Raw genomic sequence first — 20,989 nt, forward strand, 5'->3', positions numbered from 1 at the left:
ACGCTCCTGCCCCAAGACGATCGATCAGGGAGGGCTCTGGGTCTTCGAGTCGGGCGAAGTCCACAGGCGCGCGTTGCCGCGCGGCATCTGCTGCGGCTGCGACGGTGTGATGCCCGGGACACCACCGGGCCGCGCCGGGACCACGACGGGGGGGCGGCCTCCGCCACCCCAGACCGGCGGAGCCGGTGGGCGCACGGCCGGATAAACGGGCCGCGCCGGATAGCCGGGGCGGTCGTAATAAGGCCTGTCGTAATAGCGCGGGCGCCGTTCGTAGTAGCCGCCACCGTTGATGTAGACCGGCGCAGGCGAGACGACCACCGGAGCGGGCTCGCTGTAATACGGCCCCGAGGAATAGCCCCCGCCATAGTAGGGATCGGCGGGCACGCCCACGCAACCGGTCAGCAGCGCAACGCCACCGACTGCAAAGCAGGCACCGAGAACGCGAATTTTTTTCATGAGGACTCTCCTTGTGGCCTTCAATCAGCTTTCAACGCCAGGTTGTAGACCCTGTTGACTGCGCTCCGATGAAGTCGCGTAACGGCCGGTAAAGAGGCCCGGCCACGGCCCCTGCCGCTCACGCCGCGGGAACGCCGTTGGCGAGGATCTCCAGCATACGCGCCTCGTCGATGATCTCGACGCCGTTCTCGCGCGCCTTGTCGAGCTTGCTCCCGGCCTCTTCGCCGGCCACGAGGTAATGGGTCTTCTTGCTGACGGAGCCGGACACCTTCGCGCCGGCCGCCTCCAATTTATCCTTCGCTTCGTCGCGGCTCAGCGTAGGAAGGGTGCCGGTAATGACGAAGGTCAGGCCCGCCAACGGCTTCGGGGCTCTGGCGGCGGGCTCGCCCTCTTCCCACGTCAGGCCGCAGGCGCGCAACTGCTCGACCACCTCTCGGTTGTGTGGCTGGTCGAAGAAGGTGCGCAGGCTCTGCGCCACCACAGGGCCGACGTCGTTCACCTCGAGCAGCTGCTCCTCTGTCGCATCCATGATCGAGTCCAGCTTGCCGAAGTGCTTGGCCAGGTCCTTCGCGGTGGTCTCGCCCACATGGCGGATGCCCAGTCCGAACAGGAAACGCGGCAGCGTGGTCTTCTTCGAGGCTTCCAGCGCGTCGACGAGATTCTTCGCCGACTTCTCCGCCATGCGATCCAGCCCCGCCAGCGTGGTGAAGCCCAGCTTGTACAGGTCGGGCAAGGTGCGGATCAGGTTGGAGTCGACGAGCTGCTCGACCAGCTTGTCGCCCAGGCCGTCCACGTCCACCGCGCGCCGGGCAGCGAAATGCAGGATGGCCTCCTTGCGCTGCGCCCCGCAGAACAGGCCGCCGGTGCAGCGGTAGTCGACCTCGCCCTCCTCGCGCACGGCCTCCGAGCCGCACACGGGGCACTTGTGCGGCATGGTGAAGATCTCGCCGCGCTGTTCCTCGGGCTTGGCCAGGCTGTCAGGCGCCACGCCGACCACCTCGGGAATCACGTCGCCCGCGCGGCGCACGATCACCGTGTCGCCCACGCGCACGTCCTTGCGGCGCGCCTCGTCTTCGTTGTGCAGCGTGGCGTTGGTCACGGTCACGCCGCCGACGAACACCGGCGCGAGCTTGGCTACCGGCGTGAGCTTGCCGGTGCGCCCGACCTGGATCTCGATGCCTACCACCTCGGTCAGCTGTTCTTGCGCCGGGTACTTGTGGGCCACGGCCCAGCGCGGTTCGCGCGAGACGAAGCCCAGTTGCCGCTGCAACTCGATGCTGTCGACCTTGTAGACCACGCCGTCGATGTCATAGGGCAAGGCATCGCGCTGGCGGCCGATGTTCTCGTGGAACGCTATGAGTTCGATAGCACCCGTTGCCCTTGCAGTTTGTGTGGCCACAGGGAAACCCCATTCATGAAACTGCTGCAGCCAGTCGAACTGCGTCGGCCAGTCGGGCCCGCCTTCGGCCACCGGCGTGACCTCGCCCAGCCCGTAGGCAAAGAAGCTCAGCGGCCGCGCCGCGGCAATTGCCGGATCGAGCTGGCGCACCGCGCCGGCCGCCGCGTTGCGCGGATTGACGAACACCTTCTCGTTCTTCTGCCCGTCAGCGATCTTCTGCCGCTGGCGCTCGTTGAGCCCGTCGAAGTCGGCGCGCTTCATGTAGACCTCGCCGCGCACCTCGACCACGGGTGGCGCGTTGCCATTGAGCCGCAGCGGAATCTCGCGCACCGTGCGGATGTTCTGCGTGACGTCCTCGCCCACCTCGCCGTCGCCGCGCGTGGCGGCCTGCACCAGCACGCCGTTCTCGTAGCGCAGGTTCATGGCAAGGCCGTCGAACTTCAGCTCGCAGACGTAGCTGACCTGCGGCCCGTCTTCGGCCAGACCCAGTTCCTTGCGCACGCGCGCATCGAAGGCGCTGGCGCCGCCGGGCGTGATGTCGGTCTCGGTGCGGATCGACAGCATCGGCACCTTGTGGCGCACCTTGACGAAGCCGTCCAGCACCTTGCCGCCCACGCGTTGCGTCGGCGAATCGGCGGTGCGCAGTTCGGGAAACTCGGTCTCGATGGCCTGCAGGCGCTGGAAGAGCTTGTCGTACTCCGCGTCCGGCAGTTCGGGCGCGTCGAGCACGTAGTAGAGATGGGCGTGCCTGTGGAGCTGTTCGCTCAGTGCGGCGGCTTCGCGTGCGGCTTCGTCGCGCGTCGTCATGGGTGTCTCCCGGAGATCGGAGTTAGCTGAAGAGCCGCCGTGCCAGCGGAGAGCCCGCGGCAAGATCGCGCCCGTCGAGCGTGTCGTAGAGCTGTTCGAGGTCGGCGCCGATCACGTCCATCGTCTCGTCGCGCAGCAGCTGGCCGTCGCTGTCGGTGACCACGCCATCCATTTCGCGCGCCAGCGTGGCGGCGGCTTCGCGCATGCGGCGGAACGGTTCCTCGGCGCGATCGACCTGCGGCACGTCGAGGCTCAGGCTGAGCTCGCGGATGGCCGACTGGGCCGGGTCGTCGGCCAGCGCGGCCTGCGTATCGAAAGCCAGGCCGAGAACCGGCGGCAGGCCGGCCTCGCTGGTCGGAAGCACCATGCGCCCCGGGATGATGCCGGCCACGAAGCCGAGCCGCGCGGCATTCTGCTGCACATAGCCCGGGCTCCAGGCCGCATGCAGCGCGCGCAGCACGAAACCCAGCTGCGCGTCGTGCGCGCTGGCGAACTGGTCGAGCTCCCGGGCGCGGGCCACTTCGTCGAGCATTTCGGGAAACTCCGGCGCGCCATTGACGGCATCGGCGAAAGCCTGCGCCTTGACCACGAACTCGGAGTATTCGATCTCGTTGAGCGCGCCCGTGCGGTTGGCCAGCTGCACGCCGACCTGGAAGGCGCTGTAGCGCTGCCCGGGCGCGGGCGGCTCCCACTGGCCGGTGTGCTCGTTCAGGCCTTCGATGGCCACCGGCTTGCTGCCCGCGCGGCGCGTGGGCGGCATGGCCGCGATGGCGGCATCGCCCGAAGCCAGCCCGTCGAGCGAGATCGGCGCGATCACGTCGATCAGCGGATCGAGCCCGCCGCGGCGCTCGGCCGTGGGCACCGGCACGCCGCTGGGTGCCGGCAGATCGGGGTCGAACAAGGGTTCGTGGCGGTCGGCGCCCTGCACCTGGTGCGGATCGACATGCAGCATCGGCTCCACGCCGTCGCCGCCCGCCGCCAATGCGCGCTCGGCCTCGTCCAATGCGACATCGACCGCATCGGGCTGCCGGGGCGCGTTACGGCGCGACATCATGGCCTCGTAGCCGACGACGGCCGCGAGAACGAGGCCACCGAAGATGGCCAGGGCGAGTGTGAGATTGCTCATGGATGGTCGCCCGGCTTATGCGGCTTCGACCATCGAGACAGCCGACTCCATGTCGACCGCGACGATCCGCGACACGCCCTGCTCCTGCATCGTCACGCCGATCAGCTGCTCGGCCATTTCCATGGCGATCTTGTTGTGGCTGATGAAGAGGAACTGGGTTTCGCGGCTCATGGCGGAGACGAGTTTGGCATAGCGCTCGGTGTTCGCGTCGTCCAGCGGCGCGTCCACTTCGTCGAGCAGACAGAAAGGCGCCGGGTTCAGCTGGAAGATGGCGAACACGAGCGCGATGGCCGTGAGCGCCTTCTCGCCACCCGACAGCAGGTGGATGGTCTGGTTCTTCTTGCCCGGGGGCTGCGCCATCACCTGCACGCCGGAATCGAGGATCTCGTCGCCGGTCATCATGAGCTTGGCGTTGCCGCCGCCGAACAGCTCCGGGAACATCCGGCTGAAGTGCTCGTTGACGATCTTGAAGGTGCCGCCGAGCAGGTCGCGCGTCTCGGCGTCGATCTTGCGGATGGCGTCTTCCAGCGTGCCGATGGCCTCGTTCAGGTCGGCCGACTGGGCATCGAGGAAGGTCTTGCGCTCGCTCGCGATGGCGAGTTCGTCGAGCGCGGCCAGGTTCACCGCACCGAGCGCGACCACTTCGCGATTGAGCCGGTCGATTTCGCTCTGCAGCCCGGTGAGCTTCACCTTGTCGTTCTCGATCGACTGCTCGATGGCTTCGAGGTCTGCGCCGGCATCGTCCAGCAGCTGCTGGTATTGCTCGACGCCCAGGCGTGCGGCCTGCTCCTTCAGCTGGAACTCGGTGATGCGCTGGCGCAGAGGATCGAGCTCGCGCTCGAGCTGCAGGCGGCGCTCGTCGCTGGCGCGCAGCTTGAGCGTGAGATCGTCGTACTGGCTGCGTGCCGAGCCCAGCGCGGCTTCGCGTTCGAGCTTGAGGGCCAGCGCGTCCTGCAGGCCGGCCTGCGCGGCGGCGTCGGAGAGGCGGCTCAGCTCGGCACGTGCGCGCTCGTCTTCGTCGGTGAGTGCCACGGTCTGCTGCGCGGCGGTTTCGATGGATCGGTTGAGCTCCCCACGGCGGGCTTCGAGCGTACGCTGCGAGAAGGTCGCTTCCTGCGCCTGGCGCTCCAGGCTGCGGTGCTGCTCGCGGCTCGCGGTCAGCGCACGGCCGGCCTCGATCACGCGCTCGTCGAGTTCGGCATGGCGCTCCTGGCTGTCGGCCAGCTGCATGTCGAGTTCCTCAAAGCGGCCTTCGGCGGCGATGCGCCGCTCCTGCAGCTCTTCGAGCTGCGCGTCGACTTCACCGAGGTCGGCGGCCAGCTGCTGACTGCGGGCGCGGGTCTGCTCGGCGAGCTGCGTCATGCGCAGGGTCTCGACCTGCAGTTCGTGCGCGCGCGACTGGGTTTCCGCGGCTTCGCGCCGCGCGGTGACGAGGCGCGAAGCGGCGTCGGCATAGGCGGCCTCGGCGCGGACCAGCGCGGTGCGGGCCTCTTCGTTGATGAGCGTCTGGGCGCGCAGCTGGCGCTCCAGGTTTTCCATTTCCTGCTGGCGGGCCAGCAGGCCGGCCTGCTCGGAATCGGGCGCATAGAAATTGACGCTGTGCGAGGACACGGCATGGCCGCTCTGCACGTAGATGACTTCGCCAGCTTGCAGCGTGGCGCGCTGGGCCAGCGCTTCCTCGAAGCTCGCGGCGGTGTAGCAGCCGTGCAGCCAGTCGTTCAGCAGGGCCTGCTGCCCCGCGTCGTTCAGCCGCAGCAGGCTCGACAGGCGCGGCAGCGCGGCCGAGCCCTCCGGCGTTCCGGCAGCCGGCGGGCTGTAGAAGGCGAGCTTGGCGGGCGGCGCGTCATTGCCGAAGGCGCGCACCATCTCCAGGCGGCTGACTTCGAGTGCGCCCAACCGCTCGCGCAGTGCGGCTTCGAGCGCGTTTTCCCAGCCCTGCTCGATGTGGATGCGGCTCCACAGTCCCTGCAGGCCGTCGAGGCCATGCTTGGCGAGCCATGGGGCCAGCTTGCCGTCGGTCTTGACCTTCTCCTGCAGTGCGCGCAGCGCCTCAAGGCGGGCCGAGTACTCGGCATGGCGGGCGCCCTCGGTGTTGACGGCCTGCTGCTTTTCGCGGCGGTCGTCGTCGAGCTGCGGCACGGCTTCCTGCAGTTCCTGCAGGCGCGCGTCGGCTTCGCTTGCCGCTTCCTGCGCCATGGCGTGCTGCTCCTGCATGTCGAGCAGGCGGGCCTCGTCGGGCGCAGCCAGGGCGTTCTGGTCGGCGCGCAGGCGTTCGCTGCGCATGGTGAGTTGCCGGCTCTGCTCCTCGATGTTGCGCTGGTCGGCGGCCAGCACCTGGATCTGCTGCTGCACCTGCGACACGGTCGTGCGCTGCGTGTTGGCTTCGTCCTGGGCGCGCTGCACGGCTTCTTCGAGATCGGGCATGCGCGCGTCATGCTCCTCGAGCTGGGCCGCCAGCATGATGGCCTGTTCCTCGGCATCGACGCCCGCGCCGGCCAGGGTCTCGATCTCGGCTTCGGCTTCTTCGCGGCGGCGGCCCCACTGGCCCATCTGTTCGCGCAGCTGCACGAGACGCTGCTCGACACGCTGGCGGCCTTCGACCACGAAGCGGATCTCGCCCTCGAGGCGGCCGACTTCGGCGCTGGCCTCGTAGAGCTTGCCCTGCGCCTGGTTGACCTGGTCGCCGGCGCCGTAGTGGGCCTGGCGCACGGTTTCGAGTTCTGCCTCGATGTGGCGCAGGTCGGCCGTGCGCGATTCGAGGTCGTTGATGGCACGCTCGGAATCGGCCTTGATCTTGGCCTGGTCGGCATTGCTCTCGCTGCGCTTCAAGAACCACAGCTGGTGCTGCTTCTTCGTGGCGTCGCCCTGCAGCGCGTTGTAGCGCGCGGCCACCTCGGCCTGCTTCTCGAGCTTCTCGAGGTTGGCGTTGAGTTCGCGGAGGATGTCCTCGACCCGCGTGAGGTTCTCGCGCGTGTCGCCCAGGCGGTTCTCGGTTTCGCGGCGGCGCTCCTTGTACTTGGAGACGCCAGCGGCTTCCTCGAGGAACAGGCGCAGTTCCTCGGGCTTGGATTCGATGATCCGGCTGATCGTGCCCTGGCCGATGATGGCGTAGGCGCGAGGGCCGAGGCCGGTGCCGAGAAACACGTCCTGCACGTCGCGGCGGCGCACCGGCTGGTTGTTGATGTAGTAGCTGCTGGTGCCGTCGCGGGTGAGCACGCGGCGCACGGCGATTTCGCCGAACTGGTTCCATTGGCCGCCGGCGCGGTGGTCGGCGTTGTCGAACACCAGCTCCACGCTGGAGCGGCTGGCCTGCTTGCGGGTGGTCGTGCCGTTGAAGATCACGTCCTGCATCGACTCGCCGCGCAACTCCGACGCACGCGACTCGCCGAGCACCCAGCGCACCGCGTCCATGATGTTCGACTTGCCGCAGCCGTTCGGCCCGACAACGCCGACCAGTTGGCCCGGCAGCAGGAAGTTGGTGGGTTCGGCGAACGACTTGAAGCCCGAAAGCTTGATGGAATTAAGACGCACGACTTGTCGGCCTGCCTTGGCTGTAGCTCCAAGGTATTGATTTGTAAGGAAAATTGCACGGGCCCGCAGCTTGAAGCAGGCCGCCGCCCCAGCCGTGGATGATAACGTCAGGGCATGAGCGATTCCCTGGTTTCACCCCTCGTCGCACGATGGGCCTGCCTGCTGGCAGGCGCGGCAGTCCTGGCCGCTGTCCTGTCCGGTATCGCAGGCTGCTCGGCGACGCACGACACGCAGCGCGCCGAGCCCTACAGCAACCAGGAATGGCTGCAGTCCGGCGCCAACCGCATCGCCAACCTTTCGCTGCGCGACAACCTGCAGTCGGTGCGCCGGGTGCAGAGCACGCTCTACAAGCGCAACCCGCGCGAGTGGCGCAAATCGGCCGCCAGCATGGACGAAGCCAGCCAGCGCGCCTGGGACGCCGTGCTCAAGGGCCCGTCCCTGCCCGAGCTCAAGGGCGCGAGCGGTATCGACGCCATCCGCATGGCCTTCGACACCACCCCGCAGGGCTACCAGGGCGACCGCGTGGCGGCGCTGGTATACGGCTGGGCCACCATGCTCAAGCAGGCCAACGGCGACACCTGGGACCAGACCATGCTCGACGGCGTCAACGCCGAGAACAGCTTCCGGGCCGCGCGCAATTTCGAGATCTCGCTGTGGCTCATCTCCTCCAAGACCGGCCCCGACGGCCAGCCGCTGCTGCTGGCCACCGAGATCAGCGACCGCGGCCGCAACCTCGTGGCCGACCGCGAGCTGTCGAAGGTGGTGGCGCGGCTCGACCTGCTGGCAGCCCAGGCCGACGAGAAGTACCGCCGGGCGGCGCTCGACTTCGGCCAGAACTGGGTGATGGGCGTGGTCATGCCTCTTTTCACGCTGGTTCCCAAGTGAGGCGACCGGCCGGCCGCAAGCACACCCCTTGCTGCAGGCCATTGCAAGAGATCGCAACCGGAAGGAAAAAGCAGCCCCCTAGAATGATTCGGCCCTTCACCTCTCCTCAATCCATTCGAGGCAGCATCAACTCATGAGCTCCATCAACTTCATCGGCGGCGAAAAAGGCGGTGTCGGCAAGTCGGTCACCGCGCGCGTGCTGGCCCAGTACTTCATCGACCACAGCCGCCCCTTCACCGGCTTCGACACAGACCGCTCGCACAGCTCGTTCACGCGCTTCTACGAAGGCTTTGCCTCGCCGGTGGTGGTCGACAGCTTCGAAGGGCTCGACACGGTGGTCAACGGCTTCGAGACCAATCCGCAGCAGAGCGTGATCGTCGACCTTGCCGCCCAGACGCTGGCGCCGCTGGCGCGCTGGATCAAGGAATCGGACCTGTTCGACGTGTTCGCCGAGATCGGCGTCACCGTCAACTTCTGGCACGTGCTGGACGACGGCAAGGACTCGACCGACCTGCTCGGCACGCTGATCGACACCTTCGGCAACCGGCCCAACTACATCGTGGTGCAGAACTACGGCCGTGGCAGCGATTTCGGGATGCTGCTGGGTTCGCAGTCGCTCTCCAAGGCCACGGCCAACGGTGCCCGCGTGATCGCCCTGCCCCGGCTGCACGATGCGAGCATGCGCAAGATCGACGCGCAGAACACCAGCTTCTGGAAGGCCGTGCATGACCGCGACGGGCCGCATGCGCTGGGGCTGCTGGAGCGCCAGCGGGTGAAGTCGTGGCTGGCTACGGCCTACGCCGCGTTCGATACGCTGCCCCTTTGAGCCTTCATCCGGTCGGTCGAGGCTGTGCGCACTCGGCCTGACCGGGCATCCCAGAAAAACAGAAAGAGGGAGATTCGCCTTGGACATCCACGTCAACCGAAACGGCCAGGCCTTCGGCCCCTACGAAGAGAGCGAGGCCAGGGCGCTGTACGCCCGGGGAAACATCGCCCCGTCAGACCTGGTCTGGCGCAGTGGAATGGCCGAATGGCAGACGGCCTTGCAGATGTTCGGCGAGCGGGCGACGCAGCCCGGTGCGCCTCCGGTCGTCTCGCCACCTCCCCTGCCTCCGCAACAGGTGCCCCCGGTGCCGGGCTACGCCGCGCCGCCGTCCTCCTACGGGCAGCAGACCGTGGTGCCGCAACAGGATCTGCCACCCAAACTGCATTGGGCGCTGGTCCTGTTGTTCACGGTACTGACCTTCGGCATTTTTGCCCTCGTCTGGCCGTTCATCCAGTCGACCTGGGTGCGCAAGATCGATCCTCGATCCAATGCGACCCTGTACCTGGCCGGCAACGTGGCCCTGGCAATCGTCGGGAATCTGATGGATGCCTCGAGCTCCCCGAGCACCCAGGGCGCTGGCGTGCTGCTTCAGATCGTGTCCTATGTGCTCTTCTTTTGCGGGTACTACTCGATGAGACGTTCGATGCTCGACCACTACAACGGTGTGGAGCCGATCGGACTGAGGCTTTCCGGAGCCATGACCTTCTTCTTCAGCATCCTCTACCTGCAGTACCACATGACGCGGATCGCCAAGTGGAAGCAGACTGGAGAAATCGAGCCGCAATAAACAGCTTCGGGAGCCGTCCAGCACCGCGCCCAAAAACCGCTCAGATCATCCCGCCGTTGATCGAGATCACCTGCCCAGTGATGTAGCCGGCTTCCTCGCTCGCGAGGAACGAAGCCAGCGCCGCCACTTCCTGCGGCGTTCCGGCCCGCTTCACCGGCACCATCTGGTTGATGACGGCCGGGTCGAACACCGCGTCCGCCATCGGTGACGCGATGATCCCCGGCGCAATGGCATTCACCGTCACGCCGCGCGAGGCCACCTCGAGCGACAGCGCCTTGGTCGCGCTGTTCAGCGCGCCCTTGGCCGCTGCGTAGTTGACCTGCCCCCGGTTACCAGCAATCGCGGCCACCGACGAAATGTTCAGGACGCGGCCCCACCGCGTGCGCATCATCGGCAGCAGCAGAGGCTGCGTGACGCGGAAGAAGCCGTTGAGCGACACGTCGATCACCTTGTGCCATTGCTCGGCCCGCATGCCCGGCAGCACGGCGTCGTCGTGGACGCCCGCGTTGTTGACGAGGATCTGCACCGGCCCGCCTTCGAGGATGCGCGCGCACGCCGCCGCTGTGGCCTCGTCGCTGCTCAGGTCGAACACATGGCACTCGGCCTTGCCGCCGGCTGCGGTGATGGATGCCGCCAGTTGCTCGACCGCCTCGGGACGCGAATTGGCGTGCAGCAGCACCGTGGCGCCGTCGCGCGCCAGGCGCTCGGCCATCGCGGCACCAAGCGCGCCGCTGGCACCGGTGATCAGTGCGCGTTTTCCTTCGAGACTCATGGCGTCGCCGTGCTTTCTGCTGCTGTTGCTGCGAGCGGGGTGTTCAGGACCACCACGGCACGGCCCTCGGCCAGCATGCGGCCGTCGTCGGCCTTCACCGTGAATTCATAGAGGATCTGGCGGTCGTCCCCCGACAGGCGCCGGGCACCGACCTGCAAGGCGCCGGCCACGTCGTCCAGGCGCGCCACCGCCAGCTTCACGTTGCGCGCGCTCGCGAGAAAACCGGCCGACGGCGTGCTGCCCTCTTCCGCCAGCAGACCGCCATGCAGCGCCATCGCCTGCGCGGCGTATTCGATCGCGTTCGACGCGAGCAGCCCGCTTTCCGTGCGCAGCGGGTTGTCCGACTGTGCGTGCGTCGTGGTGCTGCATCGGATCGTGTCGGCATCCCAGCCTTCGAGGCGCTCCAGCAGGCACATGCTGCCGCTGTGCGGAATGCGCCGGGCGATGCCCGCGCGGTCGAGCGTCTGCGGCGCGGTCAAGCCGAGGGCTCCAGGTCGGCCACCAGCAGCACGTTGGCGAACGGCGTGCCTTCGCTCATCGGAATGCTCTGCACGCGGAAACCCAGCCGATCCAGCAGCGCCGTCCACTCGGCCAGCGTCCGGCCCCAGGTCGGCGAGACCTTGTGGCCGCGGATGCGCGTGACGGTGCGGTCCACCCACTGGCTGATGGCGAAGCCACGGCGGCTCGACGCGTCGCCCACGCGCAGCAGCAGTCGCGCATGCGGATTGCCGCCACGGCGCAGCGCGTCGCGCACGCGCAGCAGCACGCCTTCCTGGGCTTCGAGGTTCACGTAATGCAGCACGTCGAGGATCACGACGAGGTCGCAATCCGGCAAGTCGGCCTTGCACATGTCGGCGCAGACCAGTCGGGGCGCGGGCTGCAGATGGCCGATGGAGGCTTCCGCACGCGCCACGTCCTTGGGCATGAGCTCGATGCCGGTGTAGTCGGCGCCCTCCGGCGTGGCGAGCCACGACGACGGCCAGCGGCCCTGCCTCTGCATCGCGCTCATCGAGGCCAGCAGGCTCGCGAACAGGCCCTGGCCGCAGCCGATGTCGACCACGCGGTGATGCTGCGCACCGAAGAGCCCGCGTTCGAGCAGCCCGCGGAACACCGGATCGCGCCCCAGCTTGCCGCGCGCGAAGTGCCAGGCGAAGCTGCCGCCCTTCTTGTAGGGAATGGTGGCGGCCTCGTGCAGCTCGCGCCAGGCGTTGTCGGTCGACGGCAATACGGCGCTCATGCTTGCAGTCCTTCGGGCAGGGTCACGGAGCGCAATCCATCGGCGCGCAGGCGTTCGAGCAACAAGGGCAATACCTCCAGCAAAACAGGTTGTCCCGCAGCGGTGCGCGCGGCGTTGCCGTCGTGCAGCAACAGGATGTCGCGCGCCTGCAGGTTGCGGCTCAGGCGCGCCATCACCTTGGCGGCGTCGCCTTCGCGCGTGTCGAAGCCGCGTCGCGTCCAGCTCACGAGCGAGAGGCCGAGGCGATGCAGCACGGGTTCGAGGAAAGGGTTGCGCAGGCCGGCCGGCGCGCGGAAACAGGTCGGGCGCTGGCCGGTGACGTCGCTCAGGATGTCCTGCGCCCGCGCGATCTCGGCGGCGAAGCCGCGCGGCCCCAGAAAGGAAAAGTTGTGCCGGTGCCGCGCCGTGTGGTTCTGGATGCTGTGGCCACGCGCGACGATCTCGCGCGCCAGCGCGGGCTGCGCCAGGACGCGCTCGGCGATGCAGAAGAAGGTGGCGCGCTGGCCATGCGCGTCGAGCAGGTCGAGCACGCGCGGCGTGACTTCCGGCTCCGGGCCGTCGTCGATGGTGATGGCCACCTCGCGGCGTGCGGCGGCCGCTTCGGGCAGCCGGGTGACGTTGGGCCCCAGCAGGCTGCTGCGCGGCGTAAGCCCGGCGCCGGTGATCAGCGCATGGTTCAGCACGATCGCGCCGATGGCCCACGGCAACGCTCCCGGCACCAGCACGCCGGCGCCGATGGCCGCGACATGCCACGCCGCGCTGGCGCGGATGGCCGGCGGCCAGGGCCAGGATTCGGTGGGTGCGGGAACGGAGGACATGGGACCGGATTTTCCCCTCATGAGCCGCGGGAGGCCTTCGAAGGCCCCACGCTGCGTGCGAATGCCGCCGACAGCAACAGCGCCAGCAGCGCCCCCGGAGCGACCACGCGGCCGATGGACGACAGCGCCGGAATATCCGAGATAGCGATCAGCCCGAAGGACACCACGGTCGTCAGGTTGGCCAGCATCAGCGACGCCAGGGTGTCCTCATCGGCCCGCCCTGTCGTGCGCAGCTGGTCGAAGAACAGCGCGTAGTTCGACCCCACCGCCACGATCAGCAGCAGCCCCACCAGGTGCAGGATGCCCAGCGCAGCCTGCAGCACGGCCATGCCGCCGAGCGTGAGCACCACCGCGAACAGCAGCGGCTGGCACACGGCCAGCAGCCGGCGCCAGGAGCGCAGATAGATGCCGAGCAGCACCACCACCGCCAGCGCGCCGAGCAGCACCTGCACGAAGGCTTCGTGCAGGTAGCGCTGGTAGAGGCTCGCGAGTTCGCGCCCGACGTCGACCACCTGCACCTCGGGAAGACCGGCCAGCGCCGCTTCGAGACGGCCTTGGTCGAACTTCGCACCGGGGTGCAGCACGACCAGCGTGCCCCAGCCGCCGCCGGGGCGCTGGTACATCAGCGTGTTCAGGACCGGACCGAGCGGCCCCTCGGCCAGTTCGGCGCGCTGCACCGGCGGCAGCTCGCGCGCGGCCTCGACGTCGGCCAGGAACGGCCCGAGCCGCGAGGCCGGCAGCGGCATGCCCTTCGTCGCTTCCTCCAGGCTGGCGCGCAGGGTTTCGGCATCGGGCAGGCTCGCGATGCGGGCCTTCTGCATTGCCAGGCTCGGCAGCACGCGCGTGACGGTCTCGTAGCCGACCAGCTCGCCGCTGTCGACCAGCGCGTCGAGCCGGGCCGCCGCGGCCTCGGTGTGGCGCAGCGCGGCCTGTTCGTCGTCGCCATAGGCGACCACCAGCACGCCGCCGTCGCTCGCGCCGATGTCGTTGCGCAGCATTTCGTCGAGCTGCTGGGCGGCCTTGGGCACGGGGCTCATCGCGCCGAGATCGGCGCGCCACAGGTGGCCGCCCTGCCACAGCACCAGCGCCAGCGCAGCCACGCCCAGCGCCGCCAGCGGCCAGCGCAGGCGCGGCAGGCCGCGCACCAGCGCGCCGGCCACCTGCGCCATGTACCTGCGCATGCCCATGCCGGTGGCGCCGTCCGGTGCCAGCATCGGCAGCACGTAGCGCGTGGCCAGCGCGGCGGCGACGAGGCCCGCGATGGAGAACACGCCCAGCTGCGCCAGCCCCGGGAAGCCCGAGAACACCAGTGCCGCGAAGCCGCACACGGATGTCAGCAGACCGAGCCGCACCGTGGGCCAGTTCTGGTCGCGCCAGCGCTGCCAGCCGGTGCCGGCCACCGCCGCGCCGCGAGCCTGTATGAGGTAGTAGATGGCATAGTCGACCGTTTCCCCAATCAGCGTGCTGCCGAAGCCCAGCGTGAGGCCGTGCACCGAGCCGAACACGAGGCTCACGCTCGCGGTGCCGATCACCACGCCCGTGGCCACCGGCAGGAAGGCGATGACCAGCGCGCGCGGCGAGGCGAATGCCAGGAGCAGCAGCCCGCCCATGACGATGCCGCCCACCACCGCGAGGTGGATCGCCTCGGTCTTGATCTTGTCGCGGCTCATCACCGAGAACACCGGCGGGCCGCTCAGCAACAACTTGGGCGCGTCCGCGCCCATGTCGCGCGTCGCCGCCGCGTAGGCGGATTGCACGCGCGCGATGGCCACGGCCTGCGCATCGAGGTCGCTGCCGGCGGCGCGCGTGGTCGAGATCATCAGCGCGCGCGGCGCGGTGCGCGACATCCACACGCCGTCCTCGCTGCGCGGGGCGCTGGCGGGCACCAGCTCCATGGCGATGCGCTGCGTCTCCCCGGTCGGGTCGCGGTCGAGAAAAGGCTTGATCACGTTGCCGGCCGGCGTGCCCAGCATCGACAGCGTCTCGTTGATGGCGTCGCGCAGCCCTTCGGCGGTGAAATGCCCCGGATTGACGCCGGGCGACAGCTGGTAGCGGTGCTGGAACACCCAGGTTCCGCTGTCGCTCCAGTCGCTGACGTCGCCGTTCTGGACCAGCTCGAAGAGCTTGCTCTCGCGCATGTCCTTCGCCACCGCGCGCGACACCGCCGCACGCTGCTCCGCGCTGCCGCCCTCGATGCCCAGCATCAGCGTGCGCGAGGCGACGCCGCTCTGCAGCTGCTCGATCAGCACGCGCTGGCGCACGTCGGGGCTCTTGGGCAGGAAGGCCGAGAGGTCGGCGCCGATCTGCGTGCGCGCGATGACCACGGCGCCGCACAGCAGCACCAGCAGCCATGCCAGCAGCACGACCGCCCTGCGCCGCCAGCCTGGCGGGCCACCCGCCTGCTGCTGCGTCACGGCGTGGTGCGTCCGGGGGCGCCGGCGGGTACGGCCACGGCCCCGCCCGGCGTGATGTTCATGACCGAGCGGTCACCGCCGACGAACTCCATCTCGAGCCCCAGCACGTCGCTCGCGCGGCCGCTGATGCGCATGCTGCGCACCTGCGCGGCGAGCCGGCTGTCCAGCGGCGTCAGGTCGAGCGTCCACTTGGCCGAAGAGCCCGACACGGTGCTGCGGAAGTAGCGCTGCAGCGTGGCGCCGTCGCCCGTCAGCGTGCCGCGCATGGCTTCGACCAGTCCGAGCAGCTCGGGCATGCTGTCGAGCGCCAGCGTGCGGTTGCGGCCGCCGCGCGACAGCGTCAGCGTGTTGCCCTCGACCGCCATGGTCTCGACGCGCGGCGACAGCGTGCGGCGCACCAGCTTGTCGGGCGCGTCGAAGCTCAGCGTGCCGCTGGCGTCGAGCGGGCCTTCGAGGCCGTGCACGAAGCGCTGCTCGGTGAAGCGGGCCTCGCCGCTCTTCTGCTTGGCCAGCAGCGCCATCAGCTCGGGCAGTTCGAACCCGGCTGCCGCGAAGGCCGGCACGGCGCAAAAGGCCAGTGCGAGCACGAATGCCCTGCAAAGCCGGTCAAGCCGCATCTTCGAGCCAGAAATCATGGAAATTGAACCAGTTGTAGGGGTAGGCACGGCACAAGGCTTCCAGGCGCGCCACGTAGGCTTCGACAGCCGCGCGGATGCGCTGCTCGCGCTCCTCGGGGCTGGCAGCCCGCTCGCCGAAGTCGGCCAGCGGATCGAACCGGACATCGTAGCGCGCGCCTCCGCCGTAGAGACCCGCCATGAAGAACACCTTGCGGCGCAGCAGCGCGGCCAGGCGGAAGGGGCCGTCGTTGAAGACGGCGGGCTGCCCGAGGAACGGCAGCACGATGTTGTTGCCGCGCTGGTGTGCGGGCTGTTCCTCGCTGCCCGGCAGCGTGCGGTCGGCCAGCATGCCGCCGAGGCCGCCGCCGTCGAGCCAGTCGCGCAGCTCGAGCATCGAGTGCGGCCGGCCCAGCGCGATGACGTGAGGACGCGACTCGGGCACCGCGATGGCGTTGAGGATGCCCGTGATGCGCTGCGCGTTGTCCGGGTACATCAGCATCGCGAGACGCATGTGGCGCTGGACCGTCTGCTGCTTGCAGGCGCCCAGCGCCTCGAAGCTGCCGACGTGGGCGCCGAGCAGGAAAGCGCCCCGCCCGTTCGCCAGTTCCACATCGAGCGGCTCGTTGCCCTCGATCTTCACCTTGAAGAGATCCAGGCGCCCGCGCAGGAAGTACACCCGGTCGAGCACCGTCGAGGCGAAGGCGTGCAGAAGGCGGAAGCCGTCGACCCAGCCCGCCTGCGGGCCGATGGCGCGGAACAGGTAGCGCTTGATGTGCCGGCGCTGGGCCGGTGCGAACAGCAGGAAATACAGGGCGATCGGCGGCAGCAGCAGGCGCGTGACGTGCCGCCCGCACACCAGAGCCATCAGCACGATGAAGCGCAGCGCGAGCATGTTGCTGCGCTCGGGCGCGTGCGCCCAGGCGCCGCTCTCGCCTTTGGGCGTTTCCTGTGCGGTACGGTCCGCCTCGTTCACGGCGCGCGTCTCCACTTCGGTGTGTTTCATCACGCCGACTCTTGCACGCCCGTCCAGCGGCCCGTGACAGCCACCACGCCGTCGCAGCGAACGTCGAATCGCACGCCGCGGGCGGCTCCGGCTTCGGGTTGCAGCTCGATGGAAAGCACGGCGCCAGGCCGCACGGGCGCCAGGAACTTGGCGGCGGCGAGCGTGGGATGGTTGCCCAGCCGCGCAGCCAGGGCCGGAACGCGGCGCACGGCTTCCATCACCTCGGCCAGCACCAGCGCCCCCGGCAGCAGCGGCTGGCCAGGGAAATGGCCGGCGAACACGGGGTGATCGGCCGGCACCTCGTGGGCCATCTGCACCGGCGTGTCGTCTTCCGCCAGTTGCGCGAGCGCAAATTCGCGCAGTGCCCGTACGGTGAGTTTGCCCGTGCCTTCGCGCGGAAAAGCCTTCACCTGCACCACGCGGCGCGGCACGAACACGGCCTCGAGCCGCTGCCGCAGGGCCGCGATGATCTCGCCGGCCGACAACGTCGGCGCAACCACGAAGGCCACCGGCCGGACGACGCCATCGGCCACCTCGTCGGGCAGCCAGAAGGCGCCGTCGTCCACGCCGGGAATGCTGTTCAGGTGGAAGTTCAGGTGCGCCAGCGAACTGCGCCGGCCCGCCACGTGGATCAGGTCGTTGGCGCGGCCGAAGAGGCGGAAGCGGCGTTCGTCCAGCAATTCGAGCACGTCGGCCATCGGCGTCGGCTCGGGCATGAAGTCGCCGCTGAAGATGAAGCGCTCGGGGCCGCCGTCGGCCGAGGGCTCGGCGTGCACGCAAATCTCGCCGAAGGTTTCCCAGATCTCGCTGTCGGTGGTGCGGCGCGTGGCGACCTGACCCGACTCGGTGCTGCCGTAGATCTCGAGCAGCACGCCGCCCATCGCCTGCTCGGCCTGCAGCGCGAGCTGAGGCGACAGCGGCGCCGTGGCCGACAGGATCAGGTCGACCGGCGGCAATTCGATGCCCGAGAGCAGCAGCGTCTTGAGATGGAACGGCGTGGTCACCAGCGCGCGCGGGCGCGGCACCGAGGCGAGCGTTTTCGCGACATCCGCCGGGAAGAACGGCCGGCCGCTGTCGAAGGCCGCCCCGCCCAGCATCGCGAGCAACGCCGACGACTCCAGCCCGTAGCTGTGCTGCACCGGCACGGTGGCAACCAGCGTCAGGCCTTCGAGCGTGGGACGCTCAAGCACCCTGCACAGCCGCTTGACGGCCACTGCCACGTCGCCCACCAGCGTGCGCCAAGTCTTGGCGTGCGGCTGCGGCACACCGGTCGAACCGGAGGTCAGCAGGCTGGCCGCGTGCATGGCGGCGTCGATGGTGGGCACGGCCGCATCCGGCTCACCTGCGGGGCCGGCAAGGCCCTCGACCGCGATGCGTTGCATCCCGGGAGTCTGCAACTTCGGATCGTCGGTGAGCGCGAAGAGACGCGAGCCGCTGGATTCGAGCAGGCGGGCGAGCGTGTCGGGCCGCGCGTCGGGCGGCAGCATGCTGGCATGGCCACGCACCAGCGCCGCGCCGAGGCTCACGGCAAAGGCATAGCGGTCGACGCAGAGATTGACGGCAGCGCCATCATCCGGGAGCAGGGGCGCGAAGCGGGCCACGTCGGCCAGGAACTGGCGCGTGCTCACGGGCACGCCGTCGCGCCATGCAAGAGGAGCGTCGGGGTTTCGGTCCGCGAGCAGCGGCAGGAAGCGGAGGTCGTCTGTCGTCGTCACGCGGGCGGCGCCTGTGTCATTGGCCGCCGGGGCTGGTGTCCACCGACGAAGTGCCATAGAACGCGCGCACCGCGTCCACGAGGCGCGTGCGTTCGAATTCGGGATGCAGCCGGTAGCGCACAAGGTGCTCGCCGACGAACAGCAGCGTCACCATCACGGGCGACAGCACATTGGCGAACAGCGACCAGTCGGAGAACGGCCGCGTCAGGTAGATGGCGATCGACGCCAGCACCGTCAATGCGAAGAAGCCCGTCCAGATGCGCGTGAGCTGCGTGGTGTAGGACAGCATGTGCCCCCGCAGCGGATGCACGCGCTGCGCGAACTGCGTGATCAGCGGCAGTCCCTTGCCGCGCAGCGTGGAGCCGAACCAGCCGCACAGCGCGGCGTTGATGGCCACGTGCTGCAGCACGTACAACCGGTTGGGATCGCCCGCCTCACCCAGGAAGACGAGCGAAAAGCCCCCGATGCCCAGCACGGCCACGGCGGCAAGGCCCCAGCGCCCGAACCAGCTGCCGGCCAGGCCCATGGCAGCGAGCCAGAGCGGACCGAGCAGCACCACCACCGCCCACGGCTGGGTCGCGTGGAACAGCGTCATCCAGTGGGAGAGGCCGGCATATGCGACCCCCACCACCAGCAGGAGCGCTATTCGCCATCGGGACATGGGATCAGGAAGCGACGCGATGCTGCGCGACGTGAGCCGCGAGCGTACGCAGCGACTGGAAGATCTGCTGGTTGCGTTCGTCGTCCGAACGCAGCTGGAAGCCATAGCGGCGCGAGACTTCGAGTGCGACTTCGAGGATGTCGATCGAGTCGAGGCCGAGGCCTTCGCCGTAGAGCGGTTCGGTCGGCACGATGTCCTCGGGAGCCACTTCAAGATTGAGCGCGTTCACGAGCAGCACGGCCAGCTCTTTTTCGATCGGCGACTGTTCGGAGGCATCGCCGTTGGCGGGAATGGGGGGCTGGGCAGTCGATGACAAAAAAACCTCCTAAAACTTTTTCCTGAACCACCGTGCGGGCCGTGGATTATAGGAGTGCCGCTTGATTAGACTGACTGCTTCCATACGACCCGGAGCGCCCCATGGCCGACCCCCTTCTGATCGCACGGCACGACACCATCGAGTGCAACCTCCTTCCAGCTCTGGCCAACCGCCACGGCCTCATCACCGGCGCCACCGGCACCGGCAAGACCGTCACCCTGCAGACCATCGCCGAAAAGCTCTCCGCCATCGGCGTTCCGGTGTTCATGGCCGACGTCAAGGGCGACCTGACCGGTATCAGTCAAAAGGGTGCCATCGGCGGCAAGCTGGCCGCCACCCTCAAGGAACGCGGCATCGACGTGCCCGAACCCGCCGCCTGCCCCGTCACGCTGTGGGACGTGTTCGGCGAACAGGGCCACCCGGTGCGCGCCACCATCTCCGACATGGGCCCCCTGCTGCTGGGCCGCATGCTCGACGTGAACGAAACCCAGGCCGGCGTGCTGAACCTGGTGTTCAAGATCGCCGACGACAACGGCCTACTGCTGCTCGACCTGAAGGACCTGCGCGCCATGCTGCAGTACGTGGGCGACAACTCGAGCCAGTTCACCACGCAGTACGGCAACATCAGCGCCGCCAGCGTGGGCGCCATCCAGCGCGGGCTGCTGCAGATCGAAACCCAGGGCGGCGAGAAGTTCTTCGGCGAGCCGATGCTCAACATCGCCGACTTCATGCAGACCGTGGGCGGCAAGGGGGTCGTCAACATCCTCGCCGCCGACAAGCTGATGAATTCGCCGCGCCTGTACGCCACCTTCCTGCTGTGGATGCTGTCGGAGCTGTTCGAGCAGCTGCCCGAAGTCGGCGACCCCGAGCAGCCCAAGCTCGCTTTCTTCTTCGACGAGGCCCACCTGCTGTTCAACGAGGCGCCCAAGGCGCTGGTCGAGCGCATCGAGCTGGTCGTGCGGCTGGTGCGCTCCAAGGGCGTGGGCGTGTATTTCGTCACCCAGAACCCGCTGGACATTCCCGACACCGTGCTGGCCCAGCTGGGCAACCGCGTCCAGCACGCGCTGCGCGCCTTCACTCCGCGCGACCAGAAGGCCGTGAAGGCGGCAGCCAGCACCATGCGGCAGAAGCCCGGCCTCGACATCGAGACGGCCATCACCGAACTCGCGGTCGGCGAGGCGCTGGTGAGCCTGCTCGACGAAAAGGGCCGCCCCAGCGTGACCGAGCGCGTGTTCGTGCTGCCGCCGGCCAGCCAGCTCGGCCCGATCACGCCCGACCAGCGCAAGGTGCTCGTTTCCGGCTCGCTCGTCGCGGGCGTCTACGAGAAATCGGTGGACCGCGAATCGGCTTACGAAAAACTGAAGGGTCGCGCCGAGAGCGCGCCCGACGCCCCCGCCACAGCGGTGCCTGGCGGCAAGGGCACGACGGAATCGTCGGGCTCCGGCATGGGCGGCATGCTCAACGACATGCTCTTCGGCACCACCGGCCCGCGCGGCGCGAAGCACGACGGGCTGGTGCAGACCATGGCCAAGTCGGCGGTGCGCACCATGGGCACATCGGTGGGCAAGGAGATCCTGCGCGGGGTGCTGGGCGGGATCTTCGGCAGCAAGAAGCGCTGA

The 20,989-nt window shown here is 68.7% G+C and carries 18 protein-coding genes; 4 read left to right on the forward strand and 14 right to left on the reverse strand.

The features are described from left to right. Positions 1-24: 24 nt before the first annotated feature. From EJO71_RS32630 to smc, 4 genes are all read right to left on the reverse strand, one after another. Positions 25-456 carry a hypothetical protein gene (locus tag EJO71_RS32630; RefSeq protein WP_125952787.1) on the reverse strand — a complete coding sequence of 144 codons (432 nt, stop codon included), beginning with the start codon at positions 454-456 and terminating at the stop codon, positions 25-27. Between the two features lie 118 nt (positions 457-574). Further along, positions 575-2,662 (reverse strand): NAD-dependent DNA ligase LigA, encoded by a 2,088-nt coding sequence (ligA, locus tag EJO71_RS32635; RefSeq protein WP_125952788.1) that lies wholly within the window; start codon positions 2,660-2,662, stop codon positions 575-577. Positions 2,663-2,684: 22 nt separating this feature from the next. Next, positions 2,685-3,788 (reverse strand): cell division protein ZipA C-terminal FtsZ-binding domain-containing protein, encoded by a 1,104-nt coding sequence (locus EJO71_RS32640; protein WP_125952789.1) that lies wholly within the window; start codon positions 3,786-3,788, stop codon positions 2,685-2,687. A 15-nt stretch (positions 3,789-3,803) separates the two neighbouring features. After that, positions 3,804-7,319, reverse strand: coding sequence for a chromosome segregation protein SMC (gene smc, locus EJO71_RS32645; RefSeq protein WP_125952790.1), 3,516 nt, complete (start codon positions 7,317-7,319; stop codon positions 3,804-3,806). A gap of 114 nt (positions 7,320-7,433) precedes the next feature. On the opposite strand from smc, the gene EJO71_RS32650 reads away from it, so the two are divergent. From EJO71_RS32650 to EJO71_RS32660, 3 genes are all read left to right on the forward strand, one after another. Further along, the gene (locus EJO71_RS32650; protein WP_125952791.1) at positions 7,434-8,204 is read left to right on the forward strand and encodes a hypothetical protein; all 771 of its coding nucleotides are present in this window, start codon (positions 7,434-7,436) and stop codon (positions 8,202-8,204) included. Positions 8,205-8,337: 133 nt separating this feature from the next. Beyond that, complete coding sequence (locus tag EJO71_RS32655; RefSeq protein ID WP_125952792.1) at positions 8,338-9,030, forward strand: mobilization protein; 693 nt, start codon at positions 8,338-8,340, stop codon at positions 9,028-9,030. 79 nt (positions 9,031-9,109) lie between these two features. After that, complete coding sequence (locus EJO71_RS32660; RefSeq protein WP_164546964.1) at positions 9,110-9,817, forward strand: DUF4339 domain-containing protein; 708 nt, start codon at positions 9,110-9,112, stop codon at positions 9,815-9,817. A 40-nt stretch (positions 9,818-9,857) separates the two neighbouring features. Here the strand turns inward: EJO71_RS32660 and fabG are convergent, their stop codons facing one another. From fabG to EJO71_RS32710, 10 genes are read right to left on the reverse strand one after another with little or no spacing between them, the layout of a single operon-like run. Next, on the reverse strand, positions 9,858-10,589 hold the full coding sequence (gene fabG, locus EJO71_RS32665; RefSeq protein WP_125952794.1) for a 3-oxoacyl-ACP reductase FabG: 732 nt from the start codon (positions 10,587-10,589) through the stop codon (positions 9,858-9,860). Continuing rightward, positions 10,586-11,068, reverse strand: a complete 483-nt coding sequence (locus EJO71_RS32670) for a hydroxymyristoyl-ACP dehydratase (protein ID WP_125952795.1) — start codon at positions 11,066-11,068, stop codon at positions 10,586-10,588. Before EJO71_RS32670 ends, fabG begins: the two co-directional genes overlap by 4 nt. Then, a complete protein-coding gene (locus tag EJO71_RS32675) occupies positions 11,065-11,826 on the reverse strand; it encodes a class I SAM-dependent methyltransferase (RefSeq protein WP_125952796.1) in 762 nt (253 codons plus the stop codon). The genes EJO71_RS32670 and EJO71_RS32675 overlap by 4 nt, the downstream gene beginning before the upstream one ends. After that, complete coding sequence (locus tag EJO71_RS32680) at positions 11,823-12,644, reverse strand: polysaccharide deacetylase family protein (RefSeq protein WP_171022478.1); 822 nt, start codon at positions 12,642-12,644, stop codon at positions 11,823-11,825. Before EJO71_RS32680 ends, EJO71_RS32675 begins: the two co-directional genes overlap by 4 nt. Before the next feature lie 17 nt (positions 12,645-12,661). Then, positions 12,662-15,058, reverse strand: a complete 2,397-nt coding sequence (locus tag EJO71_RS32685; protein WP_125952798.1) for a transporter — start codon at positions 15,056-15,058, stop codon at positions 12,662-12,664. Then, on the reverse strand, positions 15,055-15,693 hold the full coding sequence (locus EJO71_RS32690; protein ID WP_125952799.1) for a LolA-related protein: 639 nt from the start codon (positions 15,691-15,693) through the stop codon (positions 15,055-15,057). Before EJO71_RS32690 ends, EJO71_RS32685 begins: the two co-directional genes overlap by 4 nt. Further along, on the reverse strand, positions 15,665-16,678 hold the full coding sequence (locus tag EJO71_RS32695) for an acyl-CoA synthetase (RefSeq protein ID WP_125952800.1): 1,014 nt from the start codon (positions 16,676-16,678) through the stop codon (positions 15,665-15,667). The genes EJO71_RS32690 and EJO71_RS32695 overlap by 29 nt, the downstream gene beginning before the upstream one ends. Next, positions 16,678-18,393, reverse strand: coding sequence for an AMP-binding protein (locus EJO71_RS32700; RefSeq protein WP_171022479.1), 1,716 nt, complete (start codon positions 18,391-18,393; stop codon positions 16,678-16,680). Before EJO71_RS32700 ends, EJO71_RS32695 begins: the two co-directional genes overlap by 1 nt. A gap of 16 nt (positions 18,394-18,409) precedes the next feature. Next, positions 18,410-19,054: a hypothetical protein gene (locus tag EJO71_RS32705; RefSeq protein WP_125952801.1), complete on the reverse strand. Its 645-nt coding sequence runs from the start codon at positions 19,052-19,054 to the stop codon at positions 18,410-18,412. Between the two features lie 4 nt (positions 19,055-19,058). Continuing rightward, on the reverse strand, positions 19,059-19,370 hold the full coding sequence (locus tag EJO71_RS32710; RefSeq protein WP_125952802.1) for a phosphopantetheine-binding protein: 312 nt from the start codon (positions 19,368-19,370) through the stop codon (positions 19,059-19,061). A 101-nt stretch (positions 19,371-19,471) separates the two neighbouring features. Here EJO71_RS32710 and EJO71_RS32715 point away from each other — a divergent pair, with 101 nt between their 5' ends. Continuing rightward, positions 19,472-20,989 (forward strand): helicase HerA-like domain-containing protein, encoded by a 1,518-nt coding sequence (locus EJO71_RS32715; protein WP_125952803.1) that lies wholly within the window; start codon positions 19,472-19,474, stop codon positions 20,987-20,989.

Source organism: Variovorax sp. 679 (genome assembly GCF_003952185.1).
Classification (GTDB): Bacteria; Pseudomonadota; Gammaproteobacteria; order Burkholderiales; family Burkholderiaceae_C; genus Variovorax.

Bases quoted from the DNA above. Each gene is read 5' to 3' on its own strand.
- EJO71_RS32630 (WP_125952787.1), bottom strand. From the start codon at position 456: ATGAAAAAAATTCGCGTTCTCGGTGCCTGCTTTGCAGTCGGTGGCGTT.
- ligA (WP_125952788.1), bottom strand. From the start codon at position 2,662: ATGACGACGCGCGACGAAGCCGCACGCGAAGCCGCCGCACTGAGCGAA.
- EJO71_RS32640 (WP_125952789.1), bottom strand. From the start codon at position 3,788: ATGAGCAATCTCACACTCGCCCTGGCCATCTTCGGTGGCCTCGTTCTC.
- EJO71_RS32650 (WP_125952791.1), top strand. From the start codon at position 7,434: ATGAGCGATTCCCTGGTTTCACCCCTCGTCGCACGATGGGCCTGCCTG.
- EJO71_RS32655 (WP_125952792.1), top strand. From the start codon at position 8,338: ATGAGCTCCATCAACTTCATCGGCGGCGAAAAAGGCGGTGTCGGCAAG.
- fabG (WP_125952794.1), bottom strand. From the start codon at position 10,589: ATGAGTCTCGAAGGAAAACGCGCACTGATCACCGGTGCCAGCGGCGCG.
- EJO71_RS32675 (WP_125952796.1), bottom strand. From the start codon at position 11,826: ATGAGCGCCGTATTGCCGTCGACCGACAACGCCTGGCGCGAGCTGCAC.
- EJO71_RS32680 (WP_171022478.1), bottom strand. From the start codon at position 12,644: ATGTCCTCCGTTCCCGCACCCACCGAATCCTGGCCCTGGCCGCCGGCC.
- EJO71_RS32690 (WP_125952799.1), bottom strand. From the start codon at position 15,693: ATGATTTCTGGCTCGAAGATGCGGCTTGACCGGCTTTGCAGGGCATTC.
- EJO71_RS32695 (WP_125952800.1), bottom strand. From the start codon at position 16,678: ATGAAACACACCGAAGTGGAGACGCGCGCCGTGAACGAGGCGGACCGT.
- EJO71_RS32705 (WP_125952801.1), bottom strand. From the start codon at position 19,054: ATGTCCCGATGGCGAATAGCGCTCCTGCTGGTGGTGGGGGTCGCATAT.
- EJO71_RS32715 (WP_125952803.1), top strand. From the start codon at position 19,472: ATGGCCGACCCCCTTCTGATCGCACGGCACGACACCATCGAGTGCAAC.